Origin of the sequence: Paludibacterium paludis (assembly GCF_018802605.1) — a bacterium.
GTDB classification, from domain to species: domain Bacteria; phylum Pseudomonadota; class Gammaproteobacteria; order Burkholderiales; family Chromobacteriaceae; genus Paludibacterium; species Paludibacterium paludis.
In genome coordinates this window covers 1500908-1517554 of the sequence record NZ_CP069161.1, presented here as the reverse complement: position 1 = coordinate 1517554, position 16647 = coordinate 1500908, and the positions used below count along the sequence as shown (strand labels likewise).

At 63.4% G+C, this 16647-nt stretch carries 15 protein-coding genes; 5 read left to right on the top strand and 10 right to left on the bottom strand.

The window, feature by feature from the left end; all coding sequences use genetic code 11:
- Positions 1-3 precede the first annotated feature (3 nt).
- The 4 genes from JNO50_RS06940 to fur form a co-directional block, all read right to left on the bottom strand.
- Positions 4-1680 carry a ShlB/FhaC/HecB family hemolysin secretion/activation protein gene (locus JNO50_RS06940; protein ID WP_189530927.1) on the bottom strand — a complete coding sequence of 559 codons (1677 nt, stop codon included), beginning with the start codon at positions 1678-1680 and terminating at the stop codon, positions 4-6.
- Positions 1681-1969: 289 nt separating this feature from the next.
- A complete protein-coding gene (locus tag JNO50_RS06935; protein WP_189530930.1) occupies positions 1970-2695 on the bottom strand; it encodes an arginyltransferase in 726 nt (241 codons plus the stop codon).
- The gene (gene aat / locus JNO50_RS06930; protein WP_189530933.1) at positions 2682-3383 is read right to left on the bottom strand and encodes a leucyl/phenylalanyl-tRNA--protein transferase; all 702 of its coding nucleotides are present in this window, start codon (positions 3381-3383) and stop codon (positions 2682-2684) included. The genes JNO50_RS06935 and aat overlap by 14 nt, the downstream gene beginning before the upstream one ends.
- Position 3384: 1 nt before the next feature.
- Positions 3385-3822, bottom strand: a complete 438-nt coding sequence (gene fur, locus JNO50_RS06925; protein ID WP_189530935.1) for a ferric iron uptake transcriptional regulator — start codon at positions 3820-3822, stop codon at positions 3385-3387.
- A 96-nt stretch (positions 3823-3918) separates the two neighbouring features.
- On the opposite strand from fur, the gene JNO50_RS06920 reads away from it, so the two are divergent.
- Positions 3919-4302 carry an outer membrane protein assembly factor BamE gene (locus JNO50_RS06920; RefSeq protein ID WP_189530937.1) on the top strand — a complete coding sequence of 128 codons (384 nt, stop codon included), beginning with the start codon at positions 3919-3921 and terminating at the stop codon, positions 4300-4302.
- A 2-nt stretch (positions 4303-4304) separates the two neighbouring features.
- Positions 4305-5111 carry a 4-hydroxy-tetrahydrodipicolinate reductase gene (gene dapB, locus JNO50_RS06915; RefSeq protein ID WP_189530939.1) on the top strand — a complete coding sequence of 269 codons (807 nt, stop codon included), beginning with the start codon at positions 4305-4307 and terminating at the stop codon, positions 5109-5111.
- Positions 5112-5120: 9 nt separating this feature from the next.
- Here the strand turns inward: dapB and JNO50_RS06910 are convergent, their stop codons facing one another.
- From JNO50_RS06910 to JNO50_RS06895, 4 genes are all read right to left on the bottom strand, one after another.
- Positions 5121-6638 (bottom strand): SpoVR family protein, encoded by a 1518-nt coding sequence (locus tag JNO50_RS06910; RefSeq protein WP_189530941.1) that lies wholly within the window; start codon positions 6636-6638, stop codon positions 5121-5123.
- On the bottom strand, positions 6635-7924 hold the full coding sequence (locus JNO50_RS06905) for a YeaH/YhbH family protein (protein WP_189530943.1): 1290 nt from the start codon (positions 7922-7924) through the stop codon (positions 6635-6637). Before JNO50_RS06905 ends, JNO50_RS06910 begins: the two co-directional genes overlap by 4 nt.
- Positions 7925-7987: 63 nt before the next feature.
- Positions 7988-9916, bottom strand: a complete 1929-nt coding sequence (locus tag JNO50_RS06900; RefSeq protein ID WP_189530945.1) for a PrkA family serine protein kinase — start codon at positions 9914-9916, stop codon at positions 7988-7990.
- 180 nt (positions 9917-10096) lie between these two features.
- Positions 10097-11017, bottom strand: a complete 921-nt coding sequence (locus tag JNO50_RS06895) for a LysR family transcriptional regulator (RefSeq protein WP_189530947.1) — start codon at positions 11015-11017, stop codon at positions 10097-10099.
- Positions 11018-11112: 95 nt separating this feature from the next.
- Here JNO50_RS06895 and metE point away from each other — a divergent pair, with 95 nt between their 5' ends.
- Together metE and JNO50_RS06885 are read left to right on the top strand one after the other, a co-directional pair.
- Positions 11113-13386, top strand: coding sequence for a 5-methyltetrahydropteroyltriglutamate--homocysteine S-methyltransferase (gene metE / locus JNO50_RS06890; RefSeq protein WP_189530949.1), 2274 nt, complete (start codon positions 11113-11115; stop codon positions 13384-13386).
- Between the two features lie 68 nt (positions 13387-13454).
- Positions 13455-13715, top strand: a complete 261-nt coding sequence (locus tag JNO50_RS06885; RefSeq protein WP_189530951.1) for a hypothetical protein — start codon at positions 13455-13457, stop codon at positions 13713-13715.
- On the opposite strand, the gene JNO50_RS06880 is transcribed toward JNO50_RS06885, so the two are convergent.
- Together JNO50_RS06880 and JNO50_RS06875 are read right to left on the bottom strand one after the other, a co-directional pair.
- Complete coding sequence (locus JNO50_RS06880) at positions 13696-14013, bottom strand: PilZ domain-containing protein (RefSeq protein ID WP_189530953.1); 318 nt, start codon at positions 14011-14013, stop codon at positions 13696-13698. The genes JNO50_RS06885 and JNO50_RS06880 overlap by 20 nt on opposite strands.
- Entirely contained in the window at positions 14000-14563 is a 564-nt protein-coding gene (locus JNO50_RS06875) for an NUDIX domain-containing protein (protein WP_244976382.1), read from the bottom strand. The genes JNO50_RS06880 and JNO50_RS06875 overlap by 14 nt, the downstream gene beginning before the upstream one ends.
- 272 nt (positions 14564-14835) lie before the next feature.
- Here JNO50_RS06875 and JNO50_RS06870 point away from each other — a divergent pair, with 272 nt between their 5' ends.
- Positions 14836-16617, top strand: coding sequence for an acyl-CoA dehydrogenase C-terminal domain-containing protein (locus tag JNO50_RS06870; RefSeq protein ID WP_189530957.1), 1782 nt, complete (start codon positions 14836-14838; stop codon positions 16615-16617).
- The last annotated feature ends 30 nt before the right edge of the window (positions 16618-16647 follow it).

Here is a 16647-nt window from a genome sequence, read left to right as displayed (position 1 = left end):
GGGTCAGTACTGGAGGGTCACACGGAAATGGGTCAGCGCCGGCCGCGGCCAGCTCGCCGGTTGATGCAGCGCGCGTTCGTGCACCAGTTCGGCGCTCACCCCGCCGCGCAGGCTGACCCGCACGCCGGCCGCCCAGCCGGACAGCGTCCGGCACGCTTCGTCGGGGCCGGTGGGGCGCGACACCTGGCCGGCGTCCAGGCCGACGAACGGTTCGACGCCGCCCCAGGGGGTGGCCGGCGCCGACCAGGCCAGTTCGTTGCGCCACCAGTAGCCGTCCTGGCCGCTCAGGCCCCGGCTGTCGAAGCCGCGCACCGAATAGCGGCTGCCGATGCTGAACTGTTCGGAGCTCATCAGCAGGTCGGGGCTGTACTGGCCGCGCAGCTCGCTACTCAGGCGCAGGCGCTGGCCGGCCACGCGCAGCGGCCCGTTCAGCGCCAGCCGCGTGGTGTACAGTTCCGGCCGCGCGCTCGGCCCGCCCCGGCCCGCCAGGGTGTCCGGCATCGCCCCCCACCCCCCGACGCCGCGGGTGTACCCCAGCGTGCCGTCGAGCTGCCATTCGCCGAGCCGGCGGTGATGGGTGACTTCGAGCCCCAGCAAGGTCAGGTCGCGCCGCTGCTGCTGCAGCTCGGTGTCGGCGACAAAGCTGCGCGACGCCTTGCGCGTCGCCTGCAGCGCCAGCTCGGTCTTGCCGACCGCGTCGCGCGCCACGGTGCGCGACAGCGACAGAAAGGTGTTGCGGCTGTGGCCCGAGGCGCGGAACGTTTGGATCTGCCCCGCGATCCACTGGCGGTAGGCCGACTCGCTGTAGCTGGCGAGGCCGGTCCAGTAGCCCCACGGCAACAGCCAGGACACCGTGCCGGCGCGCGAGCGCGGCTGACGCAGGTGCGCCAGTTCCTGGCTCCAGTTCACCGATAGCACGTCATTGCCGCCGAGCACATTGTCCAGGTTCGCGACCACCGTGCCCTGCGACTGGCCGGTGGCGCGCTGTCCCGAGTCGTCGACGCGCCAGGCGAGGCCGGCCGGCACGCCGCGCTGGCGGCTGACCACCACCTCGGACTCGCCCTCCTGCGCCCCCGGCCGGATGTCCATCGTGGCCCGCTGCGAGCGGGGACGGGACAGCTGTTCGAGCCCCTGTTCGAGATCGCGCACGTTGAGGATCTCGCCGCGCCCGGTCGGAAACGCCGCGCGCAGCGACAGGTCGGTGCCGCCGTCGGCGAGCCGGATCGCGCCGATCCGTCCGGGCACCACCGTCAGCGCGAGACGCCCGGCGCGCAGGTTCTGCGCCGGCAGGTACACCCGCGAGGTGACGAAACCGCGGGCGACGATGGCGTTGCTAAGATCGGCCACCACCGCGCGAACCCCCGCTTCCCCGAGGCAACGCCCCGGGTACGCGGCCGCGGCGTCGCGCAGCCAGGGCAGCCAGTCCTCGGGCGCGCCCGCGAAGGCGAGCTCGCGGATCGGGAAACACCGCCCGGCCTCGTCCTCCGGCCCGGCCGGCCGGGCCGCCGCGGGCCGCGGCAGCGTCACGTCGGGGCGCTTGAGCAGTTCCTGGCGCTGCTCGTCGAGCTTGTGCTGCTGGTCGCGCTGAAACTGGTCGGGGACGAACGGCGCCGCCACCGGGGCGGACAGCGCCGGCGCGGACAACGCCAGCAGGGCGGCAACGGTGAGGCGATTCGGCATCGATCATTCATAATCCATTTTGAATAGCCGCTATTTTGTTCACACAATCCACCAGATAAATCAGTGCAAATACTTATTTTGGCAATCAATTCATTGTAAATATTCACAAAAGCCATGTGACAACCAGAACAGACGGGCCGGGATTCGGCACGCCGTGCCAGGGGGAATGGTCGCGCCGGCGGGCGGCGCGCCAAGGAAAGGAAAAACCGGACAAGACAGTCCTGTCAGTCGGTGGTCGAGGGAAGGATTAAAGAGAGGATGAGTATCAGCGGTCGCGTCGCGCGCCCACTCAGTCGCGGAATTCGACCCAGCGACCGTCCTTGAGCGTTTCCAGCGGGCGGTAGCCGGATTTGTAGGCCATCTTGCGGCAATCCCCGATCCAGTAGCCCAGATACAGATAGGCCAGACCCTGGCGCCGCGCCTGATCAATCTGCCACATCACGTTGTAAACGCCATAGCTCGTCCCGGGACGATCCGGCTCATAAAAGGTGTACACCGCCGAAATGCCATCGTCGAGGCGATCGATCAGACTGACCATGACCAGACGCCCCGCCTCGCGAAATTCGACAAGGTAGCTTTCCACGCTGCTCTTGAGGATGAACTCGGTGTACTGCTCGGGGTTGTCTTCGGACATGCCGCCGCCGGAGTGGCGGTGAGCCTGATAGCGGCGGTAAAGCGCGTAGTGCTCATCGTCGTAGGCCAGCGGCAAAAAATCGGCTTCGAGATTTCCGTGACGTTCGTACGCCCGGCGCTGACTGCGATTGGGCGCGAAACGCGCCACCGGGATGCGCACCGGCACGCAGGCGAGGCAACTGTCGCAATACGGGCGGTAGGTGTAGTGACCGCTGCGACGAAAACCCAGCTTCACAAGCTGGCTGTAGACTCGCGCGTCGATCGCCTCGGCGGGGATGGCGACCTGCGAGCGTGCCTGCCTCCCGTCAAGGTAGCTGCACGGATAAGGCGCCGTGGCGTAAAAATGGATGGCCACCGACTGGCCGGCGTCACGATGGGTCATTCGTGTAGTGGTACGTCCACATGGCATCCGCCTGGGGGTAGCGGATCTGCTCTCTTAGCGTAGCAAGAAATGGCGCGCGCAGCACGGGATTCGCGCCAAGACTTTCCAGGTGGGGCGTGTGCATCTGGCAATCGATCATCGCGAAACCGTGCCGCTGCAAATGCCGCACCATATGCACGAAGGCGATCTTCGACGCGTCCCGCTCACGGGAAAACATCGATTCGCCGAAGAACATCCGTCCCAGCGCCACGCCGTAGAGTCCGCCGACGAGTTCCCCGTCCATGCGCACTTCGACGCTGTGGGCGTGCCCGGCCTCGAAAAGCCCGCAGTACGCCTCGACCATCTCCGGCACGATCCAGGTTCCGCCCGCGCCGTCCCGGGGCGCGGCGCAGCCTTCGATCACATCGCGGAACGAACGGTCCATCGTCACTTCATAGGATTTGTTGCGCAGGGTTTTGGCGAGGGAGCGGGTCACGCGCAAGCGTTCGGGAAACATGACCATGCGGCGCGACGGGGACCACCAGAGGATGGGGTCCTCATCGGAGTACCACGGAAAAATTCCGTTGGAGTAAGCGGCAAGCAACCGGGGCACCGACAGATCGCCGCCCGCGGCGAGCAGTCCGTCAGGATTGGACAGGGCCGTTTCGGGAGCGGGGAACACCGGCTCCCGGCCAAGCCAGGAAATCATCTCACGTGCGGGAAGCGGCGCCCGACTTGGCCAGGCACGTGGCACACTCGCCGTACATGTAGAGGGCGTGCTCGACGATCCGGAAACCGTGCTGCTGGGCGATGCGGTCCTGCAGGGCCTCGATCTCCTCGTCGAAGAACTCGACCACGTCGCCGCACTTCACGCACACCATGTGATCGTGATGGCCGCCCTTGTTGAGCTCGTAGACCGCCTTGCCGCTCTCGAAATGGTGGCGAACCAGGATGCCGGCCTGCTCGAACTGGGTCAGGACGCGGTAGATGGTGGCAAGTCCGATGTCGATGTGCTCCGCAAGCAATTTGCGGTAGACATCTTCGGCCGACATGTGACGGTCGTCGGAAGACTCGAACAGGTCGAGGATCTTCAGGCGCGGACCGGTTGCCTTCAGGCCGATATCTTTGAGGTGACTGGCTTTACTCATCGTGATATAAAGTGAAAACGGTTCAAAAGCCATGATAAAGCCTTTTGCCGGCTTTGCCTAATTTCACAGTCATTAATTTGCAAGCTTCGGAGTAACATGCGCTTCCTGACTCTTGCCGCCGTCGTCGCCCTGGCAGGCTGCACCTCGATGAACCCCATGACGTGGGTCGCCCCGCATCACATGGAAATCCAGCAAGGCAACGCCATCACGGCCGACAACGTCGCGCGTCTGAAACCCGGCATGACCCGCGCCCAGGTCCGCTTCGTACTGGGCTCCCCGATGGTCGCCGACATGTTCCACGCCGATCGCTGGGATTACAAATATCAGTTGTACCAGAACGGCAAGGAAGTGAAGAACCTCCTGTTCACCGTCTGGTTCAAGGGCGATGCGCTCGAACGTTTCGAAGGCGATGCCCTGCCCTCCGACAAGCCGACGCTGACCGACGCCTCGGCACCGGTGGTCGCGAACAAGGCGCCGTAACGATGAAACGGGATCTTTCCATCGTCGCCGCCGGCGCGGGCGGCCGCATGGGCCAGTGCCTGATCGAAGCGGTGCTTGACACCGCCGGCGTGACCCTGTCCGGCGCGCTCGAACGCGAGGGCAGTCCCCTCGCGGGACAGGATGCCGGGCTGTTCATGGGCCGCGAAACGGGTGTGTCCGTCACCACGGACCTGGATGCGGCGCTCGAGGGCGCCGACGTGTTCATCGACTTCACGCGCCCCGAAGGCACCTTGCGGCACCTGGCGGCCTGCGAGGCGCGCAACGTGGCGATGATCATCGGCACCACCGGTTTCGACGAGGCCGGCAAGAACGCGATCCGCGAGGCCGCCTCCCGCATCGGCATCGTTTTCGCGCCGAATTTCAGTATCGGCGTGAACCTCACGTTCAAGCTGCTGGATATCGCCGCCCGTGTCCTCGACGAAGGCTACGATACCGAGATCATCGAAGCCCACCACCGCTTCAAGGTCGACGCGCCGTCAGGCACGGCCTTGCGCATGGGCGAAGTCGTGGCCGCCGCGCGCGGAGTGGATCTTGCCGAGGTGGCCGTCTACGGCCGCGAAGGCGTGACCGGCGAACGCGACCCGTCCACCATCGGCTTCGCCACCGTCCGCGGCGGCGACGTGGTGGGCGACCACACCGTGCTGTTCGCCGCGCTTGGCGAACGGGTCGAAATCAGCCACAAGGCCTCCAGCCGCGCGACCTTCGCCAACGGCGCGGTGCGCGCCGCCAGGTGGCTGGATGGCCGTACCGGCCTTTACGACATGCAGGACGTCCTCGGCTTCAAATAACGCCGCGTCTCACACCACCGCATACTCATGCGGTGGTGCTTTCGCCTCGAAGAGGCGCACCACCGAACCGTCGTCGGCCACACTCTCCAGACGGACATCGAACCCCCAGAGCCTTGCCACATGGCGCAACACTTCGCTGGCCGTCCCTTCGTCGAGCGCGCGGCGATTGTGCATCGTGTGGCGCAAGGTCAGCGACCGGTCGCCGCGCATGTTCACCGACCACACCTGGATGTTCGGCTCCCTTGAGCCGAGGTTGTACTGTTCGGCCAGCATCTGGCGAATTTCCCGGTAACCGGCCTCGTCATGGATCGCCGAGATCTCCAGCTTGTCATCCCGATCGTCGTCGCGCACCGAGAAGAACCGGAAATCCCGGATCAACCTGGGTGACAGGTACTGGGAAATGAAGCTCTCGTCCTTGAAGTTCTTCATCGCGAAGGCGAGCACCTCCTGCCAGTTGCCGCCGGCGATGTCGGGAAACCAGTCACGATCCTCCCGGGTCGGCGCTTCGCAAATGCGCTTGATGTCCTGATACATGGCGAAACCCAACGCATAAGGGTTGATTCCGCTGTACCACGACGCGGTGACCGGCGGCTGATAGACCACGTTGGTGTGCGACTGCAGGAACTCGATCATGAAACCGTCGGTCACCAGCCCCTTGTCGTACAGCCGGTTGAGGATGGTGTGATGCCAGAACGTCGCCCATCCCTCGTTCATCACCTGGGTCTGGCGCTGCGGGTAGAAATACTGGGCGACCTTGCGCACGATGCGCACGATCTCCCTCTGCCAGGGCTCCAGCAACGGGGCGGACTTCTCGATGAAATAGAGGATGTTTTCCTGGGGCTCCGACGGAAAACGCGGCGCCTCCTTGCCGCCTCCGTCCTTTTCGCGGCGCGGAATGGTGCGCCACAGGTCGTTGACCTGCAACTGCAGATAATGCTCCCGCTCGGCCTGGCGAGCCTGCTCCTCGGCCAGCGACAGCCGCTGCGGCCGCTTGTAGCGGTCCACGCCGTAATTCATCAGCGCATGGCACGAATCGAGCAGGTTTTCGACTTCGTCGATGCCGTAACGCTCTTCGCACCGGGCGATGTAGCTCTTGGCGAACACCAGGTAATCGATGATCGCCGAGGCGTCCGTCCAGGTGCGGAACAGATAGTTGCCCTTGAAAAACGAATTGTGACCATAGGCGGCATGGGCGATCACCAGCGCCTGCATGGTCATGGAGTTCTCCTCCATCAGATAGGCGATGCAGGGGCTCGAATTGATGACGATCTCGTAGGCAAGTCCCATCTGGCCGCGCTTGTAACTCTTTTCCGTTGCGACGAAATGCTTGCCGAACGACCAGTGATGATAATTGACCGGCATGCCGACCGAAGAATAAGCGTCCATCATCTGCTCGGCGGTGATGATTTCGAGCTGGACCGGATAGACATCCAGGCCGAACTCGTCCACCGCCACCGTGCGGATCGCCTTGTCGTAGGCGGTGATCAGATCGAAGGTCCATTCCGAACCGGTGGAAATCGGATTCATGGCGCGCTCCTGCCCGCCATCGCCGCAGCGGGCTGACGTTTGAACAACTCGCGGAACACCGGATAAATGTCGGCCGCCGCATGGATTTTCTGCATGGCGAAATGGCGGTTGCGCTCTTTCACCCGCAGATATTCATACCAGAGATTCTGCGGCTCGCCCTCGGTGATCTCGATGTAGGCGTAATACTGGCAAAACGGCAGCAACGCTTCTTCGAGCAGTTTCGCGCAATTGGCCGAATCGCTGTCCCAGTTGTCGCCGTCGGACGCCTGGGCGGCATAGATGTTCCACTGACTGCCGGCATAACGCTTCTGAATGATGTCCTTCATCAGGTTCAGGGCCGACGACACCACGGTGCCGCCCGATTCGCGCGAATGGAAGAAATCCTCCTCGTTCACCTCCATGGCGCTGGTATGGTGCCGGATGAACACCACTTCGATCTTTTCGTAATTGCGCTGCAAGAAGAGGTACAGCAGGATGAAAAACCGCTTGGCCATGTCCTTCTTCGCCTCGTCCATCGATCCGGACACATCCATCAGGCAGAACATCACCGCCTGGCTGGTCGGATGCGGCTGGCGCACCCGGTTGTTGTAACGCAGGTCGAACGGGTCGATGAACGGAATGGCGGCGAGCTTCTCGCGAAGCTGATGGATGTGGCGCCGCTTCTCCCGGACTTCCAGCACCGATTCGTCGTCCTCCTCGATCAGAGAATCGAGCTCCTCTTCCTCGTCGGACAACCGCGACAACGTCGGCGCCGCCATCGCCACCCGCCGCGCCAGCGCGCCGCGCAAGGAACGGACGATATTGATGTTGGCGGGCGTGCCGTCATTGGTGTAGCCCGCGCGCACCGGTTTGAACTCCTCGATGCCCATCAGCTGGGTCTTGACCAGATTGGGCAGAGCCAGATCGTCGAAGAACACATTCATGAACTCTTCGTGCGACAACTGAAAAGCGAAATCGTCCTCGCCCTCCCCATCCTGGCTCGCCTTGCCGCCGCCGCTTCCGCCGCCCCCTTGCGGCCTGGCGATCCGGTCGCCGCGCAGGTGATCCTGATTACCCGGATGGACATGGTCCCACTGCCCCGAGCGCCCGTGACGGAAACTCGGCTCGGAAATGTCCTTCACCGGAATCGACACCTTTTCCCCGCTATCGATGTCGGTGATGCTGCGCCCCTTGATGGCGCGCGATACCGCCTCCTTGATCTGCGCCTTGAAGCGGCGCAGGAAACGTTCCCTGTTGACTGCGGATTTGTTCTTGCCGTTCAGCCGGCGGTCGATGATATGGGACATGGCAGCCTCGTTGGTCCGTATCGGGAGCGCGGCGCGGCGGTCGGTGCCGCGCCGCGGCACCGGTCAGGAGGATTTCCTGACGCGCAGATACCATTCGCAAAGCAACCTGACCTGCTTGGCGGTGTAGCCCTTCGCGACCATGCGGTTGACGAAATCCTCGTGCTTCTTGGCATCCTCGACGCTCGCCTTGGCATTGAAGGAGATAACCGGCAACAGCTCCTCCGTGTTGGAGAACATCTTTTTCTCGATGACGGTGCGCAGTTTCTCGTAACTCGTCCAGGCCGGATTCTTGCCGCCGTTGTTGGCGCGGGCGCGCAGCACGAAGTTGACGATCTCGTTGCGGAAGTCCTTCGGATTGGAAATGCCCGCCGGCTTTTCGATCTTCTCCAGTTCGGCGTTGAGCGAGGTGCGATCGAAAATCTCGCCGGTGTCCTGATCGCGGTACTCCTGATCCTGGATCCAGTAGTCGGCGAAGGTCACATAGCGGTCGAAGATGTTCTGCCCGTATTCGGAGTAACTTTCCAGGTAAGCGGTCTGGATCTCCTTGCCGATGAATTCGACGTATTTGGGCGCCAGGTACTCCTTGATGAAGGTCAGGTACTTCTGTTCGACTTCGGGCGGGAATTGCTCGCGCTCGACCTGCTGCTCGAGCACATAGAGCAAGTGCACCGGATTGGCCGCCACCTCGCTGTGATCGAAGTTGAACACCTTGGAGAGGATCTTGTAGGCGAAGCGCGTCGACAACCCGCTCATGCCCTCGTCCACTCCGGCGAAATCGCGGTACTCCTGCAGCGATTTGGCCTTGGGATCGGTGTCCTTGAGATTCTCCCCGTCATATACCTGCATCTTGCTGAACAGGCTGGAGTTTTCCGGTTCTTTCAGCCGCGAGAGCACCGCGAACTGCGCCATCATGCGCAAGGTTCCCGGCGCGCACGGCGCGCTGGCCAGCGAGGAATTGCGGATCAGCTTGTCGTAGATCCTGATCTCGTCGGCGACCCGCAGGCAGTACGGCACCTTGACGATATAGATGCGGTCGAGGAACGCCTCGTTGTTCTTGTTGTTGCGGAACTGCTTCCACTCCGATTCGTTGGAGTGCGCGAGAATGATGCCTTCGAACGGGATCGCGCCAAACCCCTCCGTTCCCTTGAAGTTGCCTTCCTGGGTCGCGGTCAGCAAGGGGTGCAGCACCTTGATCGGCGCCTTGAACATTTCCACGAATTCGAGCAGACCCTGGTTGGCCAGGCACAGACCGCCCGAGTAGCTGTAGGCGTCCGGATCGTCCTGGGCGTACTTCTCCAACTTGCGGATATCGACCTTGCCGACCAGCGAGGAGATATCCTGATTGTTCTCGTCGCCAGGCTCGGTCTTGGCCACGGCGACCTGGCGCAGCACGGACGGGAAACGCTTGACGACGCGGAACTGGCTGATGTCGCCGTTGAATTCATGCAGCCGTTTCACGGCCCACGGACTCGGGATGGTTTTGAGGTAGCGGCGCGGGATACCGAACTCCTCTTCGAGGATGGGGCCGTCCTCTTCGTAATTGAACAGCCCCAGAGGCGATTCGTTGACCGGCGAGCCTTTCAGGCAATAGAACGGCACGACTTCCATCAGTTCCTTGAGCTTCTCGGCGATCGACGATTTACCGCCGCCCACCGGGCCGAGCAGATAGAGAATCTGTTTCTTTTCTTCCAGACCCTGCGCCGCGTGGCGGAAATAGGCGACCACCTGCTCGATCACCTCTTCGGTGCCGAAGAAGTCGCGGAACGCCGGATAGACCTTGACAATTTTGTTGCTGAAAATGCGTGACAGCCGCGAATCGTGTCGGGTATCGATCAGCTCCGGTTCGCCGATGGCGAGCAACATGCGCTCGGCCGCGGTGGCGTAGGCGCCCGGATCCTTCCGGCATAACTCGAGGTACTCCTGGATGGTGTATTCTTCTTCGCGGGTCCGGTCATAGCGGGAGGAATACTGACTGAAGATGTCCGGGTGCATGGCTCTCTCCTGACGGGTTGCAGGGAGGCCTCGCGAATGCGCGGTACATTCACGGGCCCCCTTGCTGTATTAGAGTTGCTGTCACGACTTCGGTTCTCTTTTCTTGGGTATAGCACAGCAATCCGTACATCAAGGATAAATGCATGCCTTATAAATCCTCATTTTGAATAAGGACATCGCTTACAACAGCCGAATGCCCGGCAAGGTGTCCCGGCTGGTCTTGCGCAATATTCCGATAAAATCGGCCAGATACGGCCGGCTCTCGTCCTCGCACCGGACTGCGGCGCAAAGCGAGGCGTTCAACCCTCCGGCAATCGGCCGGGCAACGACATATTCCTTGCGCAAGTAAGGCTCCACGGCCCAATACGGCAACACCGCCACGCCGCGCCGGCTGGCCACCAATTGAATGATCGCCACGGTCAACTCGGCCGTTCTGCGCTGCGGATCGACACCGGCGGGTCGCAATACGCGGCGCACCAGATCGAGCATCGAGTCGGGGACGGGATAGGTGATCAGGGTGGTGTCACGGAACGACTCGGCGCTCCATTCCGGCTCGCGCGCCAACGGATGATCCCGCGCCGCGATCCCCACCATTTCATGGCTGAACAAGGGAAAATAACGGACGGCGGGCTCCTCTTCGGCATCCGAAACAATCGCCAGATCCGCGCGTCCCGACAGCAGCAGCCCCACCGGATCGGCCTGAAAACCCGAGACGATGTCGAGATCGACCCCGGGCCACAAGGGCCGGAACACATCCATCGACGGCATCAGCCAGTCGTAGCAGGTGTGGCACTCCACCGCCACGCGCAACTCGCCCGCCTCCCCTTCTTTCATACGCGCAAGATCGCGTTCGGCCTCGGCGATACGCGCTTCGATATCGGCGGCCAGGCGTATCAGGCGCTCCGCCGCCGTGGGCGTGAGGCCGCGGCCACGGCGACGCTCGAACAGCGTCACGCCATACGAGGATTCCAGAGCTCTCACCTGATGTGACAGCGCCGACTGGGTAAGGAACAGCTCGCGGGCGGCATCGGTCAGCGAGCCGGTGCGCGCGATGGCGGACAGCGTGTGCCAATGACGTCGTTCCAGGGGTGATCGTGACATGAATCGCTTTCATGAAATGATTCAAAACAATGAATTTGTATCATAAAAATTCCGCACTTAGTCTATTGGCATTATCACAACCTGCCATCACCCTCATGACCACTTTGCACACACTGGGTTTTCCCCGCATCGGCCAACGCCGCGAACTCAAATTCGCCCTGGAAAGTTACTGGGCCGGAAACAGCGATGCGAACACGCTGACACAAGCCGCGCAAGCCTTGCGCCAACGCCACTGGCTGCAACAGCGCGCGGCCGGCGCCGAGCGCATCGCTGTCGGCGACGCATCTCTTTACGATCACGTCCTGGATCATCTGGTATGGCTCGGCGCCATCCCCGTCCGATTCGGAGAAAAGGACTGGAGCGACCCGTCGGCCTATTTCGAACCGGCCCGGGGACGCGACGATCAGCCGGCACTGGCCATGATGAAATGGTTCGATACCAATTACCATTATCTTGTCCCGGAATGGAGCGCGTCGACCGTGTTCCGTCCCGATCCATCCGCCTTGCTCGCCCAGTTGCGCGAATGCCGCGCCCTGGGCATCGATGGCAAGCCGGTGCTGATCGGTCCGGTCACATTGCTGTGGCTTGGCGCGACGCACGAACCGGCCTTCGACCGTCTGTCATTGCTGCCCTCGCTGGTCGAGGCTTACGGTTCGCTGCTTTCCGAACTGGCCCGGGAAGGCGCATCCTGGGTGCAAATCGACGAGCCCGTCCTGGCTCTGGATCTGGACGCGGCCTGGAGCAACGCCTTCGCCGAGGCCTACCGGCCACTGGGAGACGCGCCCGTCAAATTGCTGCTCGCCACGTATTTCGGTGGCGTCGAGCATCACCGGGACTTGATCGACCGCCTTCCCGTGGACGGCTTGCACCTGGACCTGGTGCGCGCACCGAACCAGGCAGCGCGCTGGCTGGCGGCGTGGCCGGAAGGCAGGATCCTGTCCGTCGGCATCGTCGACGGCCGCAATGTCTGGCGCGCCGACCTGGAGGCGGCGCTTCAGGCACTCTTGCCGCTGAAAGCCAGGTTGGGTGACGACCTGTGGCTGTCCACCTCGTGCTCCTTGCTGCATTGCCCGATGGACGCCGCGCAGGAGGTGGATCTCGATGCCGCGGTCCGCCGGCAACTGGCCTTCGCGGAGCAGAAGCTCAATGAACTGGCCACGCTGGGCAAGGCGCTGCGCGATGGCCCGGACAGTGTGGCCGGAGAACTGGCGGCCAGCCAGAGCGCCAAACGGTCGCGCGCTCAGGATGCCTCCGCCCATGTGCCGCAGATCCGCGCCCGGGTTGCCGAACACACCCCCGGCAGCGAACGGCGCGCTACGGAATTCGCGCTCCGCTACCGCAGGCAGGTCGAGGCGCTGGCGCTGCCCCCGCTGCCGACCACCACGATCGGCTCGTTCCCCCAGACAGCGCACATCCGCTCGGTGCGCGCCGCCTGGCGGCGCGGCGAAGTCGACACCGCGCGCTATGAAGCGGCGATGCGCGAGGAGATCGCCGGAACCATCCGCCTGCAGGAGGCGCTGGGACTGGATGTCCTGGTGCATGGGGAAGCCGAACGCAACGACATGGTGGAATACTTCGGCGAGCAGCTGGACGGCTATGTGTTCACGCGCGCGGGCTGGGTGCAAAGCTACGGCAGCCGTTGCGTCAAACCGCCCATCCTGTTCGGCGACGTATCCCGGCCGGCGCCGATGACCGTCGACTGGGCGCGCTATGCGCAAAGCCTGACGCACCGGCCGGTCAAGGGCATGCTGACCGGCCCGGTCACCCTGCTCAACTGGAGCTTTGTCCGCGAAGACCTGCCGCGCCGCGATGTCGCCCGCCAGCTGGCGCTGGCGCTCAATGAAGAAGTACGGGACCTGGAAGCCGCCGGCATCCGGGTGATCCAGATCGACGAGCCCGCGCTGCGCGAGGGCCTGCCGTTGCGCGTCAGAGAGCGGGCCGGTTATCTGGAATGGGCGGCGGAAGCGTTCCGCATCGCGGTGGGAGGCGTCGGCGATCTCACCCAGATCCATACCCACATGTGCTACTCGAAATTCGACGACATCCTGCCCGCCATCGTGTCCATGGACGCCGATGTGGTCACCATCGAAACCTCTCGCTCGGCGATGCGGCTCCTGGACGCCTTTGGCCATTTCCGCTACCCCAATGCGATCGGTCCCGGCGTCTATGACATTCATAGCCCGCGCGTGCCGCGCGAGGAGGAAATGCGGGAGTTACTCGAACGGGCATTGGCCGTGATTCCCGCCGAACGCCTGTGGATCAATCCGGATTGCGGCCTGAAAACCCGCCGCAGGGAAGAAGTGGAGGAAGCCTTGCGCCGCATGGTCGGCGTGGCGTCGGCCCTGCGGAAACAGCGCGCCGGCTCGTGAGCGAAAACGGCAAGCGGCGGACCGTGCCCTGCCGCATACTCCCGGTGTGTTCACATCGGGAGTACACCATGCACATCAAGCACGGACCGGCCATTTGCCCGGTCTCCCGCGTCGAGGCGCCAACCGGCTCCGAGCTGCGGCTCTGGAAAAACGGCTTCGCCGCCAGGGGAACCCCGCAAGGAGCATTGCTCGTGACCGGACAGCCGGTCTGGCCGGCGCAGGCCGCGCGTGTAACCGGTCCCCGCGGCAAACCCGGCTTGCGCGCGCGCTCAGGGGCGCGCGGCGGACGGCGCGAAGCCGGCGACGAGCCTAGCGGTGACGGACGATGATGCGCGTGCCGATCTCGTAAAGACGCCCCCGCTCGATTTCATTGCAGCGGCGCACCTCGACCTCGGCTTCCAGCGGCTGGCCCGGCATGCCCCCAACCGAAGGAGCCAGCACGATCACGCGCAGCCGCTCCTTGTGCTGCGGAACAAAGGAAGAGCGCAGCGCAAGTCCGTCGACGGACAGGTCCGTGCACTCGCCGTAGTGCGTTTCACCGGTATTCAACGACTTGATCCGCGCCTTGCATCCCATGGAAATGCGGCGCGACGTGCGGCGGTCGTGTCGGGCGTCAAAGGGCGGCACCTTTCAGCCCTCCCTCCAGATAGGCGCGCAGCCAATACAGTCCCACCAGGCTTTTGCTGTCGCAAATGCCGCCTTCGAGCGACAGGCGGAACGCCTCCTCGAGCGGCAGGGTCACCACTTCGAGAAACTCGCCTTCGTCGAGCCGGCGCTCGCCCTTTTGCAGTTCCTCGGCAAGAAAGTAGCTGATCTGTTCATTGGCGTAGCCGATGCATGGCCAACTGGTGCCCAGGTAAGTCCAGCGCGAGGCCCGGTAACCGGTTTCCTCGAACAGTTCGCGGCGGGCGGTCGCCTCGCGCGCCTCGTCAGGATCGATTTTGCCGGCGGGGATTTCCAGGAACTCGCGGCCGGCGGGATAACGGTACTGGCGTTCCAGCACCAGATGACGGTCCTCGGTCAGGGCGAGCACCGCCACCGCGCCGGGATGCAGAATGAATTCGCGTATCGCCTCCTTGCCGTCGGGCAAGGCCACGGTATCGCGGCGCACCTTGAGAAAGCCCCCTTCATACACCAGCGTCTGTTCGAGTGTCTTTTCCTGAAGATCCACGGTCATCCCTTCGTAAGCGGCGAGTCGCGCCTGGTGCGGCGCGAGTCCATTCTACCCGCCTCCCTTCCTTCCGTCATGACTCCGTCACCTTGCCGTTTCTTCCCGCGCTACCCCGTAATCGGCAGGCGCGCAAGCCGCCCGATGCAATTGTCGTATCCACGCCACCAATCCTCGATGTCATAACGAAATGGGTTGCCAACTACTCCAGAATAATTTAAACAAGCGTTTGAATGAGAGGACCACCCGCCCGATACACACGCCTCACGAGGAGAAACACTATGCCCGCCTACAAGGCACCGCTGCGTGATTTGCACTTTGTGCTCAACGAATTGATTCAGGTCCAGGATGTCATCGGCAAACTGCCCGGTTACGAAGAGGCCACCGAAGATATTTTCGCATCCTACCTCGAGGCCGCGGCCCAGTTCTGCGAAAACGAAGTGGCTCCGCTCAACCGCAGCGGCGACGAGGCCGGTTGCCAATTCGACCCCTCGACGCACAGCGTCACCACCCCGGAAGGCTTCCGCGACGCCTACCGTCAGTACTGCGAACTGGGTTTTACCGCGCTTGACTGCGACCCGGCGTATGGCGGGCTTGGCATGCCGCGCACCCTGGCCTTCCCGGTCATGGAAATGCTCTGTTCGGCGAACGTTGCCTGGTCGATGTATCCTGGCCTGTCGCACGGCGCCTACGCGGCGATCCACGCGCACGGCACCACCGAGCAGAAAGACACCTACCTGCCGCATCTGGTCGACGGCAGCTGGACCGGCACCATGTGCCTGACCGAACCGCATTGCGGCACCGACCTCGGCCTTCTCAAATCGCGCGCGGAACCGAACGGCGACGGCAGCTACGCCATCACCGGCACCAAAATCTTCATTTCGGCGGGCGAACACGACCTCGCCGACAACATCATCCACCTGGTGCTGGCCCGTCTGCCCGACGCTCCCAAGGACGTCAAGGGCATTTCGCTGTTCATCGTGCCGAAATTCCTCGCCGACGGCAGCCGCAACGCCATGCACTGCGGCAGCCTGGAACACAAGATGGGCATCAAGGCCAATGCGACCGCCGTACTCAACTTCGACGGCGCCAAAGGTTTCCTGATCGGCGAGGCCAACCGCGGTCTCGCCTGCATGTTCACCATGATGAACGCCGCCCGCCTGGGCTGCGGCATGCAGGGTCTGGGTCTTGGCGAAGCGTCGTATCAGGGTGCGCTGGCCTACGCGCGCGAGCGTCTGCAAATGCGCGCGCTCAATGCGCCGCACAGCCCCGACAAGCCGGCCGACCCGATCATCGTCCACCCGGACGTGCGCCGCATGCTGCTGACCCAGAAGGCCTACACCGAGGCCGGCCGCGCGCTGACCGCGCTGCTCGCGCTGCAACTGGATATCGAAGAAAAGCACCCGGATCCGGAAACCCGTCAGGACGCGGCGGATCTGGTCGCCCTGCTCACCCCGGTGGCCAAGGCCTTCATGACCGATAACGGCTACGAGGCGACCAACCTTGGCATGCAAGTGTTCGGCGGTCACGGTTTCATCCGCGAATGGGGCATGGAGCAGTTGGTGCGCGATTGCCGCATCTCCCAGATCTACGAGGGCACCAACGGCATTCAGGCGATCGACCTGCTCGGCCGCAAGGTCCTGCTCGACCAGGGCCAGCGACTGCGCAAGTTCACCCGGCTGATTCATCTGTTCTGCAAGGAACACGCCGAGAACAGCCAGCTCAAGCCTTTTACCGAACCGCTGGCGGCACTGCTCAAGGACGTGGGCGACGTAACGATGCACATCGGCATGGCGGCGATGCGCGACCGCGACGAGGCCGGCGCGGCGGCCAGCGACTACCTGCGCCTGATCGGCCATCTGACCTACGCCTGGCTGTGGGCCCGCATGGCCCAAACGGCCGCTGCCCGTCTGGCCAGTGACGAGGATGGCTTCTATCAGGCGAAAATCGAGACGGCCCGCTTCTACATCACGAAGCTGTTCCCCGAGGTTCACACCTTGATCGCGCGCATCAAGGCGGGCGCGGGCCCCTTGATGACGCTGAAGGAAGAGCACTTCTTCTGACCGGTTCGGCCATCCACATGGCTTGCGCGG

What these genes read in the sequence shown, in the direction of transcription:
- JNO50_RS06940 (WP_189530927.1), bottom strand. Translation starts at nt 1,680, where the DNA reads ATGCCGAATCGCCTCACCGTTGCCGCCCTGCTGGCGTTGTCCGCGCCG.
- JNO50_RS06935 (WP_189530930.1), bottom strand. Translation starts at nt 2,695, where the DNA reads ATGACCCATCGTGACGCCGGCCAGTCGGTGGCCATCCATTTTTACGCC.
- aat (WP_189530933.1), bottom strand. Translation starts at nt 3,383, where the DNA reads ATGATTTCCTGGCTTGGCCGGGAGCCGGTGTTCCCCGCTCCCGAAACG.
- fur (WP_189530935.1), bottom strand. Translation starts at nt 3,822, where the DNA reads ATGAGTAAAGCCAGTCACCTCAAAGATATCGGCCTGAAGGCAACCGGT.
- JNO50_RS06920 (WP_189530937.1), top strand. Translation starts at nt 3,919, where the DNA reads ATGCGCTTCCTGACTCTTGCCGCCGTCGTCGCCCTGGCAGGCTGCACC.
- dapB (WP_189530939.1), top strand. Translation starts at nt 4,305, where the DNA reads ATGAAACGGGATCTTTCCATCGTCGCCGCCGGCGCGGGCGGCCGCATG.
- JNO50_RS06910 (WP_189530941.1), bottom strand. Translation starts at nt 6,638, where the DNA reads ATGAATCCGATTTCCACCGGTTCGGAATGGACCTTCGATCTGATCACC.
- JNO50_RS06905 (WP_189530943.1), bottom strand. Translation starts at nt 7,924, where the DNA reads ATGTCCCATATCATCGACCGCCGGCTGAACGGCAAGAACAAATCCGCA.
- JNO50_RS06900 (WP_189530945.1), bottom strand. Translation starts at nt 9,916, where the DNA reads ATGCACCCGGACATCTTCAGTCAGTATTCCTCCCGCTATGACCGGACC.
- JNO50_RS06895 (WP_189530947.1), bottom strand. Translation starts at nt 11,017, where the DNA reads ATGTCACGATCACCCCTGGAACGACGTCATTGGCACACGCTGTCCGCC.
- metE (WP_189530949.1), top strand. Translation starts at nt 11,113, where the DNA reads ATGACCACTTTGCACACACTGGGTTTTCCCCGCATCGGCCAACGCCGC.
- JNO50_RS06885 (WP_189530951.1), top strand. Translation starts at nt 13,455, where the DNA reads ATGCACATCAAGCACGGACCGGCCATTTGCCCGGTCTCCCGCGTCGAG.
- JNO50_RS06875 (WP_244976382.1), bottom strand. Translation starts at nt 14,563, where the DNA reads ATGACCGTGGATCTTCAGGAAAAGACACTCGAACAGACGCTGGTGTAT.
- JNO50_RS06870 (WP_189530957.1), top strand. Translation starts at nt 14,836, where the DNA reads ATGCCCGCCTACAAGGCACCGCTGCGTGATTTGCACTTTGTGCTCAAC.